This is a genomic window from Providencia sp. 6390 (assembly GCF_058148425.1).
Map to the genome: position 1 here is coordinate 75,394 of NZ_JBYVYL010000005.1, position 17,631 is coordinate 93,024.

Here is a 17,631-nt window from a genome sequence, read left to right on the forward strand (position 1 = left end):
TATTAAATAACGCTCTTTCTACTGTAAATTTAATAATAAATTTATTTTTCAATATATTGAGAAAAGAAGTTATCTCACTCATACACCAAGGTGTACGTCAGCGTCGCCGTAAAGAAACCGGGCTCAATCGTATCCACAGTCGCCCCCTCCACTGCCTGCAAATACGACCTTATTCGAATGGTCATCTCACCCTGCGTTATCGGTATCACCGGCTCAACCTGAGCATTGTTTATAGGTAGTGTCACTCCACTCGGGGTTTCTAGCCCCACAGCAATGCCACTGGCCTGACTGCCTGCATCCACGTTCAATAAACCACTCGCTGTGGTCGAGACACCGCTAAATCTCGCCGAGATACTGTTACCCAACGAAGTATCACAATCCGTTAAATGAAACAAAATGTCTTCTTGGCTGTAACGACGTTGCCCATCTACCAAATCTTTGGTATTAATGTTGCCCCCAAAATCCACTCCAAAATTCTCATAAAGCGGGTCAACCGTACACGGCAACGCAATCAATGTTCCACTGTACTGGATATCATTGCTATTCGCAGCCTGAGCCACTGACGTAAGGGAGCTGCAACACCACAGTATTGCACTCATCGACATCCATAAAGTTCTCTTGTGATTGAATATCTTCATGGGTAATTCATCTCCACACTGGCCGTTGCGGTAAAATCGCCTTCGTACAACCCCGCTGAAGCGCTGGAATCCTTCACTGGCACCGCATACAAGGGTAACGTTGCAACGCCATTGTCCGACATGGTTATCGGCGTCCCTGAATTCGGTGGTATGACAACACCTTGATGGTATAACCGCACACCCAATCCAGCCTGACTAGCTTGCAAAGCCTTATTATCAAATCTCTCCGCGACCATTCCGCGATATTCAAGATATAACGCCACGTCATTCCCAAACCCCACTCCGCAACTCAGTGTCAAAGTAAAGTCTTGCCGGTAGTTTTCACCATTAATTTTGGTGATCCCCACCTCGCCAAACTGCACGCGGATCGGCTGTTCAGGTCCATCCGGACCTGCCACATCGCAGGGCGGATTACCAATCAAGTTTGCCGTAAAATTCACATCCACGGCATAACCTGCCAGTGGTACTAGACTACTGAGCCATAATGCCATCGCCGATATTCTGATTTGTCGAGTCATCATCATTGATACTCCACACTTAATGTGGCGGAGGCGGTCATCTGACCGTCATTAATGCCCTCCCCGCTGCCTTTGGGGATAACACTCAGCACTGGTGGCTGACTGTAATTAAAATCACGCCATATCCCCAAACTCAGGTCAGTGTTGTTCGCCATCAGCCGTAACCCAAGATTGGGATCTGACGTTGCCAGCACATTGGTCGCTTGACCGTTCATTTTCGGTCCGTCAAACTTCAGCTTTAACGCCGGATTTTGGTCGCCATCCTCACACTGAAGCTGATACGGAATCTCGGTTTGCCCGTAGCTGACACCGTCAATATTTTTAATGATCAAGTCACCCATTGTCACATTGATAGGCTGCCCAATCCCATCAGACCCGTAGATATCACAGGTCTTCTCAACCACGGTCACCTTGACGGTTAAGGTATAAGTTTCCGCCAGAGCGGCCGATGAAAACAGAATCAGGTTGCTCATCAATAAACTCGTTACCAACACTTTTGGTGGTCGACATAAACTTCTCTGTCGTCGTATTGTCATCATGATAGCCCCCTCTACTCGTATAACATTTCAAAGGCTATCAGTGCCGAATACGCACCCGGTACGAGCTGACCCGTTCTCACGGGGGTCACGTAATAGGTCAACTGACTTTGTCCTGAAGGCAACAGTTGTGGTTCACTGTTTTTGCCCATCGGTAATAACGCACCACTAGGTGTCGTTACGGCCAACCCCAATCCCTGCGCCCCCATAACTCGGGCAAAATCGGTATAAAAAGGGACCGTCGGAGCGACAAACCGAATTTTTACTGCAGGCTGCGTCGAACTCCATGCTGTCATGCCACTTTGTACATTTTCAAGCCGAGTCGCCGTCTCTAAGCAATCTTCCAGCTCAATCTGAAACGGAATAGGGGAGCCCTTACCATCGTGCTGCAAGGTACCGGTATCTATGTTGCCCATCTCGACCATCTGATAGCTCGATGTCATCGCCAAGCGACACGGGCTTTCCGTCAGTGATCCTTTGACATACACCACCCCGTGCTGACCATCCACGTTCCAGTTATCAACGGGACGATAAAGGTTGCCATTATTGTCCGCCAGGCTCGGCGCACTGACGATAGCACTCAACACCACGGCGAGCAGGTCGAGACGAAACTCGAGTTTTCTTTGTTGGTCAGCCATCTGACACTCCTTTCTATCGATAACATCAGCCCCACAATACCGGCGCTGACGCTGCCTTATTCGCTTTTATTGTTGGGAACAACGTCACACGTTGTACTCTGACAGCGAAACGTCAACGTCGGACGTCCGCCAAAATCATTGATATAGGTTAAAACGGGGCTGTTCCCCAGCGTATTGACATTAACCCCAAGCTTATCTTGGCCAAACGGCGAGACCATAACCGGCGAAAACTCCTTGCCATTGGACGATTTTGCGTTGGCAGTCGCATTAATAATCGTCACGTAATACGGCGTCGGATTCTTAACCACGTACTGGTCACCCTGTTTTTCTAAAGTCAATTTTTCTTGCCACAGAGTGCCATTTTTCTCTGGGATTATTGCCTTCGGGCGATAAAACAATTTCACTCGTGTTTGTAAGGCTATTTGCAAGGTGTTTGGCTTATCACTTTTCGGTGGAATTTCTCGCAAGTTAAAATAAAATAGCGATTCACGGTCTTGCGGCAACGTACTAATCGCCGGCAGTGCTTCGATTTTCACCTGACTCGATTTACCAGGCTCTAAGCGCTGCACCGGCGGTAATACCACTAACGGTGACTGTATTTTTTGCCCTTCAGCATTTTCAATCCACCCTTGCGCCAAATACGGCAACTGTTTATTGTTATTCGAGATATTTAGCGAAATCGATTTTTGGCTTCCGTCAAAAATGACTCGGGTACGGTCCATCGACACCGCTCCATAGGCGGTACTACTCAACACCGTAAGACCGATAAGACTTGATACAACACTTGACGTGATGTTTAATTGCATGGTCGTTTACCTTTATCCAACGGGAAAGAATACCCTCTCCCCTCATGATTCAATCTGAATGTAGCCCATACAGCATTCTCGGGCCGTTTTTATATGATGATTTAGCGCTGAGCAAGGACACTCACGTCAGCTCGTGCGGTTGGCGTACACGGTAACAATAAAGCCTCTTGCAAGGTGCCCAAGGCAGCCGGGAAACGCACTTCACATGCCTTATCCTCACCCCACGTCACGGTCATCGCGTCCTCAGCATTAATACCGCTGATATAGGCGCTCCCTGCATCCCCCACGATGCCCGTGCTTTGGCCTTTGCCATTTTGCACTTGTGCCCCAAACGGCGGATGACTACCATCCGGCAAACGTAATACCGTCATCGCTTTTTCACCCGAGACCACCGCAAAGTGGCGGTAGCCCACCGCGCCTTCCGTTAAGGTGGCTTGCACCACTGATTGCTGCGCATCCACGTTATCCGGTAAGGCATTCAAATCTATCTGCGCCTTGCTGCGGTAATAACTGTTCACATCTCCCACCACCGCTTTACCAAACGCGTTCGAGGTAATTGGCGCCCCAAAGCCTTTAATCGGCACATTCGCCACGCGATCCGTGTCAACCAGCATTCGCGTTCCACCTAAGGTATTGATGCGGTGTAACCCGCCTCCCTCTGCCGTCAGCGTCACGCCACCACTGACGGAAAGCCCAAATGCACTGTACTGGTTATGCATATAACTGGCATTGGCGGTTAAACGCGCCAAATCTGACTGATGGGTAATAAATGCACTGCCGGTACCGCCTTTTTGACTACTTCCGGCGCTGAGCTGATAGGTCGTCCGGTCATCAATGCGGTCGTAATAGGTCGCACGATTGGTGGTATCATAGCGACTGCTGTTTAATGAATAGCCCACATTTGCACCACTACTGAGCGGGAAGGAAGTGGATAAGAACAGACTGTCATCTTTTACACCGTTATACATACTGCGATTTGCAGACAGGTTAATGCTGACATTTTTGAGTGATCCAATGTCCATGTACTTCGACAGCATAATGCTGTAGTAATCGTTGTCCGGCTGATCCCAATACGTTTGATGGTTGTAGTTCAAATACAACGACATCCCAAGGTCAGCAAAGTTTTTATTCAGCGACACGGTATACAGCTCTTTGCTACCCCCGTAACGGATTCCCGTTTTTAACGCCGCCAAGAAATCTGTCATCGACATAAAGTCACGCTCCGAGAAACGATAGCCCGCAAACTGAATGGTACTGTCGATTGCTTCAAAACGTTTCGAGTAGTTAATGCGGTAAGAGCCCCCACTGATACGGCTTTCGCCTGGTAAACGTGCAAAGGACTGTGTCACATCAAAGGACAGTGCGCCAAAGGCCAATAAGTCACGCCCAACGCCCAATGACACCGCGTTGTAGTTTTGGCTATTCAGGCTTCCCCCAAACAGCGACCACCCGTTATTGACCCCCCACGAAAATTCGCCAGTAACAAAACTGTCCCCTTCACTGTGACGTTGGTAATTGGTCGGTTGCCCTAACGCTAACTTGTATTGGATTTGCCCTGGACGGGTGAGGTATGGCAGGCTCGCCGTGTCCACCTGAAATTCCTGAGTTGAACCGTCTTGCTCCTTGACGGTCACGTCTAATTTCCCACTGACTGCATCACTCAAATCCTGAATCCGGAATGGCCCAGGAGCCACTTGGGTTTCATATAACACACGTCCTTGCTGGCTCACTGTCACCGTGGCGTTGGTTTTCGCAATTCCAGTCACTTCCGGCGCATAGCCGCGCAGATTGGGCGGCAACATATTCAAATCCGAGCGAACACTCGCTCCGATAAACCGGAACGAATCAAACATATTCGAGACGAGGTAATCTTCCCCGATAATCAGTTTGGCCGCCAAAGTTGGTAACGCGCGGTAAGCATAGAAACGGTTCCAATCAAAATCTTTATTGACTGCATCGCCTGAACCCGTGGCGTGGTTTAATCGCCCCTGCCAGTCGGCACGAAAACGCCATGCGCCCAAGTTAACCCCGACCACACCGTTACCATTTAGCGCATAGCTGTCCTGTCCGCCGTTGTACGAGTTATTCGTGTTACCGTTAACGTTGTAATCGAGCATCAAGGCGGTAATACCGTCGTCCCAGCGTGACGGGGGATCCCAGTTCGGGGCGGTATACTCCAGATAGGCTTGCGGGATACTGACATACAAGGAAGAGGTGGCTAAATCACCGCGCACTTGCATGCCCGGTATACTTTCAACCAATAAACATTGTTCATCATGCCAATATGTGGCGTCTTTTTGAATACTAGGCAGCAATCCCAATTGGCTTACCACCTCGGGTGAAAGACATGGAATACTTCCTTCAGGATCACTCTCTGGCACATAAAATGGCACCGAGACTTCAGGCAGTTGCTCGTCATTCACCTTTAGAGTGAAAGAGTAAGTACCTGGCATAATGTAGCCTGCGCGAGAAAATTGGTTCAGGTCAATGTTAGTTTTGTCTTCTAAATCGAGTACATCGGTATTAAACTCAAAAGCCTCTGCGGCATGTACTACAGGCACAAAGAAACCATACAGCGATAAAGCAATCGCGAGACTCAAACCTGTTGGGCGAAAAAATGGAGGTCGTACAGAAGACATAAATAACATCCCTAAAAGTCAAGTTCAGGAAAAAAGAAAAGCAAAAAATGAAGCATTTTTAGTAATATTCGATCTTAAATCGTAAGGCACTCTGATACTCTCCTGGACGTAAGGGATGAGTATCTGACACCAGTTTTAATCCGTAATGTAGGGTTGAATTTCCCGCTGTAATGGCTTGCTTCGGTGTGGGTTTTCCAGGGTAAATCGGTTTCCCTTGTGCATCTTGCAACAGTAAAGCAACACCTCGAGCATCGCCGGAGACTGAAAACCACTCACCGTCTGCGGGACCATCAAAAGTGACCGAAAAGGTTTGCCAAGCCTCACCCGCGAACGGGGTCAGAGTGCAACCAATAAGCGCAATAGAAAAAGGACGCACAGGTCCCTGCCCCTCTTGGCGAATTGTTCCGATAGGCAAGAGTCCCATGTCCACCGTTTGCTCATACGACCCGGTATCAATTGCACAAGCCGAATTGACAATGCTGCCATTCATGCTTACGCGCCCCCAAAACGAAGAAGGCTCCGCGAGTGCCGCGGGCAAAAATACAAGTTGACTAAGCAGCAATACCTTACTGATTGAGATAGCGTTCATGATCTCTTCCCTTTTTTACCGAAAATCACCCCTCAACCTAGGTCAAAGGGTGAACCACTGTCGCTTATTGGTAAGCGAGGGTGAAATTAGTCACCGCAGAGAAGTCACCTGGAACAACCGTTGCCCCTTCAAGACCTTGCAGTGCCGCTGTGAATTTCAGCTCGTTATCGCCTTTAACGTATTGTTGCTGATAAGCGCTGTTTACATTGATTTGTGCACCAGAAGTACTCATGATTTTAACTGCCGCACCTGAAGCTTCACCGGTAATTTGCAACATACCCGTATTGCTGCTGCCATTAACTGCTTCCGTACCGTTAAAAGTGACTTTAACGATATTATCCCCTTCCAAATTACAACCTTCTAATTGGATAGAGAATGGTTGAGCAGAGGATGCGCCACCTGCAGTCAGAGTCACATCAGACACTTGACCCAATGGTACTTCTTGGTTTTCTTCACCCGGAGCGATAGAGCACGGCGCTGAAATAATAGAACCAGTGAAAGTCACAGTACCGGATCCTGCGTCAACTGCTAAAGCCGATGCACTCATTGCGCCAGAGATTAATGTTGCTAAAATAATTTTCTTCATTAAATTAAGTTCCTTAATTAAAATAATACAATTAACCTTTACTGAGGTTTTCAATAAAAAATAAACACATTAAAATTTAAAAAAATACTCTTAAGAAAAAACTCCGTTATTTAACCCTTGATATTTCACATCATCATCAAGTGGGAAAAATATATTATAATAACGAAAGCCAATCTCATTATTTTCTTCAAAAACATTCACAAGAACATTTTTAAAGAAAGAATCGACTGATACTTCTAAATAATGTAAAAGAACCATTAAATAATCTAGTTTAATTGCACAGATACCACATTCATAACGGGATAATTGCTGTTGAGAAACACCGAGATAAGCTGCTAACTCTTGCCCCGTTATCCCTCTTCGCCTTCTTAATCTCCTGATTTCTTTTCCGATTTCTATGGTAAAAACCTTCTTATCATCAATAAGTGATTTTTGATTTAACACTATATTCTCTAACACACCTATTAGTCTCTAAAGCTTAATTCAGCTGTTGAATTTACGTTTATCTCATAGAGCTAATCACAATAGGATTAACAGCATAAAATAATGAAAATAAATTAGGAAAAAGCTCAATGCATCCAAAAAAACCAACACATGCCACACCTAAAATACTCTGGATGAGCGTAATTTACCTAACCCAAAAACTAACGTCAAATGAGCAAAAAACATACTAAAATGAAAAGGAAAATTTAACAAAAAATCAGAGTTAAAACAAAAATAATAAATAAAACAAAAAGTTAAAACAAAAAACTTAAATATTTTTTAAAAAGAAAAAAGTCGAATAAAGAATTACTCAATAGTATTAAAAGTCGCCATGACTGACATACTTACACCAAAACAGCATAAAAAACCAAAAATAGTAAACGATCATAATTATTACATTACAAAAATAATGTTAATTAAAATAAAATAATTATTATCAATGACATACAGCAAAGCAACACCACAACACATCACGAAAAATCCATAAAAAGAGTAAAAAGAACAAAAGGCAACCAAAAAGATTAAAATTATAATTATTTCACATAAAAAAGATTTAAACTCTGATTTTAAAATTAAACTGCAATGGTTTTAATGTCATAAATACATAATATGAAATTAAATTTAAATTCATGAAGAAAAATAATCTATTTAGACTTTAAAAAATTAATGAATATTTAAATTATAAATATAAATCACTTTTATTCTCATAGTGAAAACAATCACTTTAAGACACTCCCAATAAGATAACTTCATTTTTTAGTTCCCTCCCCCCCCCTAAAACAAGGTGCCTAAAATTAAACTCCCTGCCTTAAAATCTACTTAACCATGATAAAAACTCTCGTTTACACTTTATATAAAATATGATTACTACCTATTCTTGCCTAAAAGAACATCTTCTTAACATCATCTGAAGGTACTCCAAATATTTGTAGAAAACCCACATGTCCGCAGCACAGTACGGAGGTAGAACGAAAAATTAATAAAAATGTTAAATCAGAAATTTTTCATAACCTAATAACAAGTAAATTTAATAATAACGGATTATTGGCATGATATTCTTAGTCGTATCAGCAGTAATTAAGAGTATCTGTGCATTAAATAGAAAACTAAACGCTATCTCTAATCCAATAAGAGCAAACGAATTCTTTTCTTAAATGAAAATAATGCCGCCTATCATTAAAAATCTTGAATATGACAAAGGGGAAAAAAATGGAGTCACCCTATTATATGGCAAAGTGTTGCGGTACATTAGGAGAACTGTATCAAGGCCCATTTTTTAATAAGGATAATATAGAAATATCAGTTATTTCAGCATTATCAAATAACTCAACTTATGCACAACTTATCCCTGATAAGGAATGCAATCTTGCCAAGCTAAAAAAAGAAAAAGTTGCAAAGTCATTATCAATCTTTTTTGAAAAGGTAGCGATGAAACAACTGACGGGCCACTGGGACTTTACTAGTAACATGACTATTGGTGTAGGTATGTCTAGTTCTACTGCTGATATTATATCGGCCTTGCGGTGTGTCAGTAAAATATTTGGGATCCGTTTAACATTAGACGATATAACTACCTGCCTATATGGTGTAGAGCGTTCAGACTCCGTCTTTATTGATGTCCCCTGTTTATATTTAAGTCAACAACAAAAGATTATTGATATCTATAAACCCTATGGAAAAATCTATTGCATCTATGGATTGGAAAATAAAATGGTCGATACAACGCAAACTCGGGATACATTAATCGCTTATTATCAAGATGAAAAAATAAATTACCAAAAACTGTTAGATTGTGTGCGGCAAACATATTCTGTTGGCAATAAAATGCAAATTATTGGGTGTTCAACAAATAGCGCCGACTTATCACAAGGTGTTTTACCTAAGCAGCAATATCATTATTTTAAAAAGCAGATTAAAAACAACCTTGCTGATGGCATGATCGTTGCTCATACCGGCTCACTGCTTGGCTACCTTTATGCCTCACCGCCAGATAAATATACATTATCTTTCGTTTTTGATTTTATCAAAGCACATGGGTTACAACCGTGTTATGGAGAAATATTTTGATATACGATCATATTGCTGAAGCGCTTAAAGAGCCAAAAATTGTCAAACTAGAAGATAATTTTTATCTTGCACGATTTGAGTCTATGAAAATCTATTCAACGCTATATGCAGTGAAAAATCTTCTAGATAGGAACGTTATTAACCAACACACTGTTCTTATTGATAGCTCCAGTGGAATATATGCTTATGCGCTTGCACTGGCCTGTCATAAATACCAATTAAAATGCCACATTATTGCCTCAAAAACCGTAGAGCCTTCAATGAAAACTCAAATTGAGTTATTAGGAGCTTATGTTGAAGGGGTGCCATCTGCTGGCAGTTTGAAATTAGATCAACGTTATCGCGTAGAGAAAGTGGGTCAATTACTGAAAGAAAACCCCAATTATTACTGGATGCAGCAATATCATGATGATATCCATTATGGTGGATACGAAGAATTCGCTAACATCATTTTGAATGATATTAGCACTGAAAAACTGACTGTGGTTGGTGGTATTGGTTCTGGATGTTCAACGGGAGCGTTAGGGTTATTTTTACGTAGAAAAGGCGCTAAGGTAAACCTTTGTGGCATACAACCTTTTGGCAGTGTGACATTTGGTGCTCAAGAGGTGAATGATCCAGAGATCATCATCGCAGGTATTGGAAGTGCTATCGATTTTCGTAACGTCAAATATGAAAACTATGATTCTATCGATTGGCTTTCTTTCAACTGCTGTCTCAGTGGCGCTATCGAGTTAATCAAGAAATATGCTGTCTATGCAGGTCTATCGAGTGGTGGCAGCTATTGTGTTGGAAAGTATCTATTTCGACATAATCCCAACACCCCTTGTTTAGTCATTGCACCAGATACTGGACATCGATATGCAGGTAGTGTTTTTGCTCGTCACAGTGAAGCACAGTCACTCGAACAATTTGAACCACAAATTATCAATAGTGCCAATGAATTATCACTGCCATGGTCACGTTACTTATGGAATAGAAAAGAAAAAAGCCATCTGCTTGCGTTTTCTTCTCCAGCACGTATAGAAAGTTGAAATGTAATCAAGGCAGCTTAGCATTATGAATAATGAGTTATTAGTGTAATAATAATAAAATTTATTTGAAAATATAATCTTCTAATTAGAGTATTCTTCATAGGGTAATTTTAGATATATTTTTTAATTACTAATTCTTTAGCCTGATATTTAATGGGCTTAGGGTTGTTTTCATATTAATCAAAAACCCACAACTTATAGTTATAATTAATTTGTTACAATAAAAATCATAAAATAAAATAAAATCTTCCAACAATTGACTGGTGTTGAGGTAAACCATGCAACCTTTAAATCGTCGCTCACTTATTACGTTATTACATCGCTTACATTTTTATATTGGCATCTTTATAGCACCCTTCATTTTTATTGCGGCATTAACCGGTTTTTTATACATACTTTCTGCTCAGTTTGAAAATATTATTTACCGCGATGTCCTAACTACACAGCCTTCTGGTAACGGCAAACCACTTTCACAACAAATTTCAGCTGCTCGTCATTATGTCGGTGAGCAATACTTTATTCATAAGGTACGCCCTGCTCCTCAGTCAGATGAGACGACTTATATCCAATTTGTGTATCCCGATATGCAGTCTGATAAATTACGTACTATTTTTATTGACCCTTATTCACTCGCCATTAAAGCAGATTATTTGTTCTCACCTACTTCTGGTTTTTTACCTATACATACATGGCTAACTAAATTACATACAGAGCTCTATTTAGGAAGTATTGGGCGACATTATAGCGAACTGGCAGCTTCTTGGCTGTGGGTTTCAGCAACTACCGGTGTCATATTATGGATAAGTCATCGACGTAAGCACTCACAACGAAAGAAACTCAGCTCTTTTGCATTGACTCGACATTGGCATATAACTCTTGGCTTATTATTATTTGTAGGAATGCTGTTCATATCAGCCACAGGTCTTACATGGTCACGATGGGCTGGTGATAATGTAAACGCTATGCGCGCTTCATTAAATTGGCTAACGCCACAGTTGAATACTAAGTTGAATCTTTCAAGTACCGTCAGATTATCGAGTCATCATCATGATGCTCATCAACATAAACAAGACAATCATAGGAGCACACAATCGCAAAGTAACATTTCAGGTATTAATAAACCTGATTCAGATTGGGAGACTGTCTTATATACCGCTCGCCATAATGGGATCAACGCCGATAATGTGGAAATACGTCAACCTAGAACAGCCGATAATACATGGACGGTCACAGAAAATAAGCGTGACTGGCCAACAAAAGTAGACTCGATTGCGATTAATCCACACAATTATAGCGTTACCGATCATGTTTATTTTGACAAGTTTCCAATGGCGGCCAAATTGACACGTTGGGGTGTTGATGCTCATATGGGCAAACTATTTGGAATGGCGAATAGACTGCTATTGCTCGGGTTCTCCTTTGGTATTTGCTTATTATTAGTGCTTGGATACCGTATGTGGTGGATACGCCGTCCTAGCCGCCCACAAGATAATCCATTACAAACCCTATCTGCATGCTGGTTATCATTATCAATACCATGGCAAATATTGATTGTGATGCTCGCTATTGTGTTGGGTTATGGCTTACCGGTATTAGGTGCTAGCTTATTGGTATTTTTATTAATTGATGTTTTACTTTGGAAGAAGTACAAAAAATAACTGAGGTTTTATCTGAATAAATACAAGGTGAGATCTACAATCTCACCATAAAATAACGACACATCGCTAGAAAATTAATAGACAATGTAAATTAATAGCAATCGATAACCCATTATTTATGAAAATAATGGGTTATTTCACATAATTGTGTTTTTTATTCGCTTTGATTTTTTAAATATGCCTAAATTCGTATTGGTGACCATGCCACCACCAATGATTAATCCTTTCTATACAATAAAATGTAACGGTTTTCCTTTGTTTTTTTAAAAGGGAATGAATTCCGCCACATATCAGCGATGACAAGTATGTACTCTAAATAATTCATGGTGCAGCTAGGCGACAAGTGAATGAGTTGCTAGGCGTATACATAAGTATGTGACTAATGCGAGTGAACGCAGGCAATAACGCTGCAACGTGAAGTGTGCCGAGTATAGGTTTAATGACCAACACTGGAGCTAATATGAAATTAAATGAATTCGTTTCTTATGATGGAATTGGTTTAGCACAACTAATCGTAAAAAAAGAAGTGACTTACGATGAAGTCATGCAAGCCTCATTGACTGCAATCAACAAAATAAATCCACATATTAATGCAATTATCGAATCTTGGCATGGACATGTCGAACCTAATGCAAACATATCATCACCACTCTATGGCGCGCCATTTCTCATTAAAGATCTTGCTATCACCATGAAAGGGAAAAAATATGAGTTAGGTAGTCAACTGGCTCAAGGAATGGTTATGGATGATGATTCGACATTGATGAGCCTCTACAAACAGGCAGGTTTAGTCACCTTAGGAAGAACTACCACCTCTGAGTTCGCTATCAGTACTACCGCAGAAGCGCGTTTTACAGGGCCAACACGCAATCCATGGAATACAACTTACAATGCAGGGGGATCAACGGGTGGATCAGCTGCCGCTGTTGCAGCTGGCTTGGTGCCTTTGGCGCATGCAACGGATGGCGGAGGCTCCATACGGGTTCCCGCCGCTGTAAACGGTTTATTTGGTTTAAAACCTACACGAGGGCGAGTTTCGAGTGGTCCTTTGCAAGATGAAGTTTGGAGTGGTTTACTAGCGCATTTAGGGGTCAGTCGCACAGTCAGGGATAGTGCAGCACTATTAGATGCTATTAGTCTTCCAGCTGTTGGGGAACCTTATTACACCGCACCACCAGCACAGAGTTTTTTAAGCTCAGTGAGTCAGCCTCCCAGCTCATTAAAAATTGGATTAATCATTAATCCACCAACAGGCCGAACAACCAATACAACAATCTCTCACACTATCGATAAAATGGCACACTTGCTGTCAACGCTAGGTCATCACATCGATGCGATACAACTTGATATAGGAGTGAGTTGGGAAGCTTTCGTTTATGCAAACGCGCAGTTTTGGAATTTAAATACAGCCGCATCGATAGACAATGTTGCGTCAGTCACGGGACGACTCATTAATGAAGAAAACCTAGAGCTTGCAACTCTTGCTGCCTATAAATATGGCAAAAATATCAGCGGAATGGATATTTTAGCTGCAATCACCACCAGAAATACAGTATCACGTCGACTTGGTCACTTTTTTGAGCGGTACGATATTTTAATGAGTCCGACGGTCGCTGAGCTTCCCCTAAAAATCGGCGAGTATAATCAGGTACAAAATAGCGTTGATGGTTTAGGATGGATTGAGCATGTTTTCAATCAATCGCCATTCACGGCAGTTGCCAATATCGCAGGGCTACCTTCGATGTCCGTTCCAGCGGGTATTGACCCACAAACACAACTCCCTATCGGTGCTATGTTTACCGCAGGTTTTGGGCTTGAGACCAAGCTGTTTAGTCTTGCAGGGCAAATCGAAAATGCGGCACCTTGGGCGCATTTGCATCCGCAGATTTGGGCGGGCAATGAAGTGATCTGATTGATCGATGTTAAGCCTGCTTTAAAATCAATAAGGCAGGCTTATTCAACTAATAAGTACATTTTAATTCACACCCAGCTTGCCGATAACGTTGCTGAGTTTCATTAGGTAATCCACTATCACTAACGATTATTTTTATACAGGATAATGTTGCTACCGCGTGGGGTTCAACCATATCAAATTTAGTGTGATCCGCCAGTAAAATAACTTCTGGCGAGCGAGTGATCAGTTTACGCTTTACCCCAACTTCGAACATAGTGGCATTGGTGATCCCCATCTCAATCGATAAAGCATCACAAGACATAAACACACGATCAACAGCAAAGGCATTCAGGGCTTCCAAAGCCAAACTTTCACCTACCGTAAAATACCCAGGTCTAATTAATCCACCAATAATGTAACTTTCAACATTTGGAAATGCCCCAAGCTGATTAGCAATTTTTATATCGTTGCAGATCACTTTAACTTTAATATTGCCGAGACATTTGGCGAGTTCTAAACACGTCGATCCTGAATCAAGGAAAAAGCAGTCTCCTTCGTGGATCAACTGACGAGCAATCAATGCGATTTCTCGTTTAGATGCACAATTCAAAGAACGCCTAACATCAAACTGTGATTCTTTGTCTGTCGTGCTATCATCAAAATCAATACGTCCGTGTGTCCGTGTCATACCTGGGTAGTGTTCAGCAATATATTGAAAATCACGGCGGATTGTGGCTTCTGCACAACCAAATAACTCAACAGCCTGTTGCGTTGATAGTTCTCGGCATTTCCACAAATACTGTAGCATTTGTTGGATCCGATCAGGTTTATACAAACTCATAAACGGATTTCCTCAGCTTTAGTTTAGTAAAGGTAAAACATCACTTACTGTTTTTGCAGTGCGGATCTCATCGAGTAATAAAGGACTATCAACCAATTCACTGATACGTTGAATCAATCGAATATGCTCATCGCTATCAGTAGCGCAAACCGTAATCAATAACCACACCGGATCACAATCTTCATGACCAAAAACAACTGGCTGATTTAATGTTGTCAGTGTGATTTGGTTGTAAATGGCACCTTGTTCTGGGCGTGCATGCGGCATAGCAATACCTTGCGCAATCAAATAATAAGGACCCCAACTTTTGGTGTTTTCAATGATGCCTTGTAAGTAGCCAATCTCAGCGGCACCATGCTCAATCAACGGAGCACAAGCTATCGTCAGTGCTTCTTGCCAATCTTTTGCTGTTTGGTTTATTTGGATCCATTTAGCATCATCAATCATTGTGTATTGACTCCTTTTGGGTTCGGTATACTCTTATTGATAGAGCCCTGCCTACCTTTTGGCGAAGATTGCGGGGCTCTATATTGTCATCTAAGGGGATAAGCTGTTTGCTTATCTCCTTTTCATTGCCTAATGCTGCGTACTTTTTCCATAAACCTCTCCACACGTGTTTGATCGACAAAGTTGGCAAAAATACCTTCTTTTTTAAACGTTGTTGCAGTCACACAACCATCAGCAATACTTAGTTGCTCTTCAACGTTTTCTAGACATACCCCTGTATTGGCAAATACCACAGTATTCGGCACCGTATCCTTTACTTGTTTTAAAATCGTACTGTCTGTTTTAGAGCCTGCTGTCAGCCCTGAAACACATAAGGCATCTGGCTTATTATTAAAAACGGTTGATTTAGCGATCGAACAAATATCTCGTCCCCCCAGATATACCGCTGCTTCTGGAACAATATTGAATAATGTTTTTACCTCAGATGCCCCTATACGATGCTGATGACGAATAGTTTCGCCAACATTGGTATTCCATACCCCGAAATCACTTGCATATGCACCTGTAAAAATTTCTCGAATAAATTTAGCCCCTGTTGCCATAGCTAAATCTAATGATGCAATGGGATCCCAGAGAACGTTAACACCAAAAGGTATGCGTATTTCACTCATCAGTTGCCCAATGATCCGCGCCATGGCGGCCGTTGTTTCAGGTTTAACTTTAGTAAGATAAGGTAAGCTGAATTCATTTGAAAACATGACAGCATCAACACCACCATTTTGTAACGCCATCAAATCGTCATAAGCTCTATCAATGACCCATTGCATCCCTTGCTGTATATTAAAATCAGGATCGCCCGGTAAGGCACGTAAGTGACACATTGCAATAACGGCTTTTTCCGTTCCAATCACTTCCTTTAACCAACTCATCTCTACACTCCTTATTCAGATAATTCACGATTACGTAGAAAAATAACCACACAGGCAACCACTCCGACGGTCACCACAACCCCAATTAAGCCAAATGACATCAATTCATATATTGACCAACCAAACATATTGCCGACTGATAACGCACTAATCTGTGTGCCATCTGCGGCAAATTCAAAACCGCCATTGCGTGCCATCTCGGTAAAGAAAGGCGCAAATTGGCTGGCAATCAATAAAACAGAGCTCATCACTATCACGCCGCTGATCAATGTACGTAATAAGTCTCCACGGTGGATCACTGTTGCCATACAGATAAAGAAAGGGGCAACAGGTAAGTCAGCGAGTGGTAATACATTGTTGAGTGGTAATACGCTGGCAAGCACTAACATGATAGGAATGAGGATCAAACCAACAGCAATCGTGGTTGGATGACCTAATGTGACCGCTGAATCTAGCCCAATGAAGACTTCACGATCATGGAAATGTTTTTGAAAAAATTTACGTGCACCTTCAGAGATCGGTAATAACCCCTCAACAATTAAGCGGATCATGCGAGGGAATAGCACCATGATCGCTGCAACCGTAATCACAAGGGTTGCACAGCCTTTGAAATCTTCACCCGCCGCGAGACCGAATAACAGCCCCAGTACCACCCCGATGATCACAGGATCACCCACCATGCCATAGCGTTTTTGGATCGCTTGTGCATCAATGTTTTTCCCTTTCAGGAATGGAATTTTTTCATAGATCTTATCGAGAAGAACAAATAAGGGAACTGAGCTGGAACCATAGCCTTGTGGGATCGAAATCCCCTCTAAGCCCACAATCGTTTGCACTCGTTTTGCCGTCCAATCTGCCATTTTAAGGGATAAGATGGCGTGACACATCGCCCCTGCAATACCATAAACGAGGCTTCCTGTCGCTATTTGCACCACAGTTCCTGTGATTGCATAGTGCCAATAATTATAAATATCGACGTTCATTGTTTTTGTTAGTCGCGTAAACAACAAAGCAATATTCAATAAAAAGATAGTTGGGATGATCACTGCACCAATGGCGGTTGCATATCCCACCCCAGATGCGGGCCCTGCACCAACATCCAGTATGTGGAGTGACAAACCAAAGCGCTCTATCATGATTTTGATCGGCGGGCTGAGGCTATCGATTGCCATCACAATCACTAATCCCATTCCCACAAAACCAATACCGACTGTTACACCTGCTTTAATCGCTTGTAGCCACGGAATGCGAAATATTAAACCAATAATAATCATGACGATTGGGACAAATACAGTACCGCCTAATGAAAGTATATAGTCAAACATAAT

Annotated in this window: 17 protein-coding genes; 4 read left to right on the forward strand and 13 right to left on the reverse strand. The window is 42.2% G+C overall.

Annotation, left to right across the window (positions count from 1 at the left end; genetic code table 11):
• Positions 1 to 74: 74 nt before the first annotated feature.
• The 9 genes from AC3Z9T_RS11905 to AC3Z9T_RS11945 all read right to left on the reverse strand — a co-directional run bounded on the left by AC3Z9T_RS11905 (position 75) and on the right by AC3Z9T_RS11945 (position 7,394).
• Positions 75 to 638 carry a fimbrial protein gene (locus AC3Z9T_RS11905; RefSeq protein ID WP_490126343.1) on the reverse strand — a complete coding sequence of 188 codons (564 nt, stop codon included), beginning with the start codon at positions 636 to 638 and terminating at the stop codon, positions 75 to 77.
• The gene (locus AC3Z9T_RS11910) at positions 635 to 1,162 is read right to left on the reverse strand and encodes a fimbrial protein (protein WP_490126344.1); all 528 of its coding nucleotides are present in this window, start codon (positions 1,160 to 1,162) and stop codon (positions 635 to 637) included. Before AC3Z9T_RS11910 ends, AC3Z9T_RS11905 begins: the two co-directional genes overlap by 4 nt.
• Positions 1,159 to 1,695 carry a fimbrial protein gene (locus AC3Z9T_RS11915; protein WP_490126345.1) on the reverse strand — a complete coding sequence of 179 codons (537 nt, stop codon included), beginning with the start codon at positions 1,693 to 1,695 and terminating at the stop codon, positions 1,159 to 1,161. Before AC3Z9T_RS11915 ends, AC3Z9T_RS11910 begins: the two co-directional genes overlap by 4 nt.
• A gap of 11 nt (positions 1,696 to 1,706) precedes the next feature.
• The gene (locus AC3Z9T_RS11920) at positions 1,707 to 2,330 is read right to left on the reverse strand and encodes a fimbrial protein (RefSeq protein WP_490126346.1); all 624 of its coding nucleotides are present in this window, start codon (positions 2,328 to 2,330) and stop codon (positions 1,707 to 1,709) included.
• A gap of 56 nt (positions 2,331 to 2,386) precedes the next feature.
• A complete protein-coding gene (locus AC3Z9T_RS11925; RefSeq protein ID WP_490126347.1) occupies positions 2,387 to 3,136 on the reverse strand; it encodes a fimbria/pilus periplasmic chaperone in 750 nt (249 codons plus the stop codon).
• A gap of 101 nt (positions 3,137 to 3,237) precedes the next feature.
• Complete coding sequence (locus AC3Z9T_RS11930; RefSeq protein ID WP_490126348.1) at positions 3,238 to 5,775, reverse strand: outer membrane usher protein; 2,538 nt, start codon at positions 5,773 to 5,775, stop codon at positions 3,238 to 3,240.
• Positions 5,776 to 5,833: 58 nt separating this feature from the next.
• The gene (locus AC3Z9T_RS11935; protein WP_490126349.1) at positions 5,834 to 6,364 is read right to left on the reverse strand and encodes a fimbrial protein; all 531 of its coding nucleotides are present in this window, start codon (positions 6,362 to 6,364) and stop codon (positions 5,834 to 5,836) included.
• A gap of 64 nt (positions 6,365 to 6,428) precedes the next feature.
• Entirely contained in the window at positions 6,429 to 6,950 is a 522-nt protein-coding gene (locus tag AC3Z9T_RS11940) for a fimbrial protein (RefSeq protein ID WP_490126350.1), read from the reverse strand.
• Positions 6,951 to 7,040: 90 nt separating this feature from the next.
• On the reverse strand, positions 7,041 to 7,394 hold the full coding sequence (locus AC3Z9T_RS11945; protein WP_490126351.1) for a helix-turn-helix domain-containing protein: 354 nt from the start codon (positions 7,392 to 7,394) through the stop codon (positions 7,041 to 7,043).
• 1,248 nt (positions 7,395 to 8,642) lie between these two features.
• On the opposite strand from AC3Z9T_RS11945, the gene AC3Z9T_RS11950 reads away from it, so the two are divergent.
• The 4 genes from AC3Z9T_RS11950 to AC3Z9T_RS11965 all read left to right on the forward strand — a co-directional run bounded on the left by AC3Z9T_RS11950 (position 8,643) and on the right by AC3Z9T_RS11965 (position 14,104).
• Positions 8,643 to 9,500 (forward strand): GHMP family kinase ATP-binding protein, encoded by an 858-nt coding sequence (locus AC3Z9T_RS11950; RefSeq protein ID WP_490126352.1) that lies wholly within the window; start codon positions 8,643 to 8,645, stop codon positions 9,498 to 9,500.
• Positions 9,497 to 10,534: a pyridoxal-phosphate dependent enzyme gene (locus AC3Z9T_RS11955; protein ID WP_490126353.1), complete on the forward strand. Its 1,038-nt coding sequence runs from the start codon at positions 9,497 to 9,499 to the stop codon at positions 10,532 to 10,534. Before AC3Z9T_RS11950 ends, AC3Z9T_RS11955 begins: the two co-directional genes overlap by 4 nt.
• A gap of 278 nt (positions 10,535 to 10,812) precedes the next feature.
• Positions 10,813 to 12,192, forward strand: a complete 1,380-nt coding sequence (locus AC3Z9T_RS11960; RefSeq protein ID WP_490126354.1) for a PepSY-associated TM helix domain-containing protein — start codon at positions 10,813 to 10,815, stop codon at positions 12,190 to 12,192.
• 460 nt (positions 12,193 to 12,652) lie between these two features.
• Positions 12,653 to 14,104, forward strand: coding sequence for an amidase (locus AC3Z9T_RS11965; RefSeq protein WP_490126355.1), 1,452 nt, complete (start codon positions 12,653 to 12,655; stop codon positions 14,102 to 14,104).
• Between the two features lie 49 nt (positions 14,105 to 14,153).
• Here AC3Z9T_RS11965 and AC3Z9T_RS11970 read toward each other — a convergent pair whose 3' ends face one another.
• The 4 genes from AC3Z9T_RS11970 to sgcC form a co-directional block, all read right to left on the reverse strand.
• On the reverse strand, positions 14,154 to 14,927 hold the full coding sequence (locus tag AC3Z9T_RS11970; RefSeq protein ID WP_490126356.1) for a DeoR/GlpR family DNA-binding transcription regulator: 774 nt from the start codon (positions 14,925 to 14,927) through the stop codon (positions 14,154 to 14,156).
• Positions 14,928 to 14,945: 18 nt separating this feature from the next.
• Positions 14,946 to 15,374 carry a PTS sugar transporter subunit IIA gene (locus tag AC3Z9T_RS11975; RefSeq protein ID WP_490126357.1) on the reverse strand — a complete coding sequence of 143 codons (429 nt, stop codon included), beginning with the start codon at positions 15,372 to 15,374 and terminating at the stop codon, positions 14,946 to 14,948.
• 122 nt (positions 15,375 to 15,496) lie between these two features.
• Positions 15,497 to 16,303, reverse strand: coding sequence for a BtpA family protein SgcQ (gene sgcQ, locus AC3Z9T_RS11980; RefSeq protein ID WP_490126358.1), 807 nt, complete (start codon positions 16,301 to 16,303; stop codon positions 15,497 to 15,499).
• 11 nt (positions 16,304 to 16,314) lie between these two features.
• Positions 16,315 to 17,628 (reverse strand): PTS sugar transporter subunit IIC SgcC, encoded by a 1,314-nt coding sequence (gene sgcC, locus AC3Z9T_RS11985; RefSeq protein WP_490126359.1) that lies wholly within the window; start codon positions 17,626 to 17,628, stop codon positions 16,315 to 16,317.
• Positions 17,629 to 17,631 lie beyond the last annotated feature (3 nt).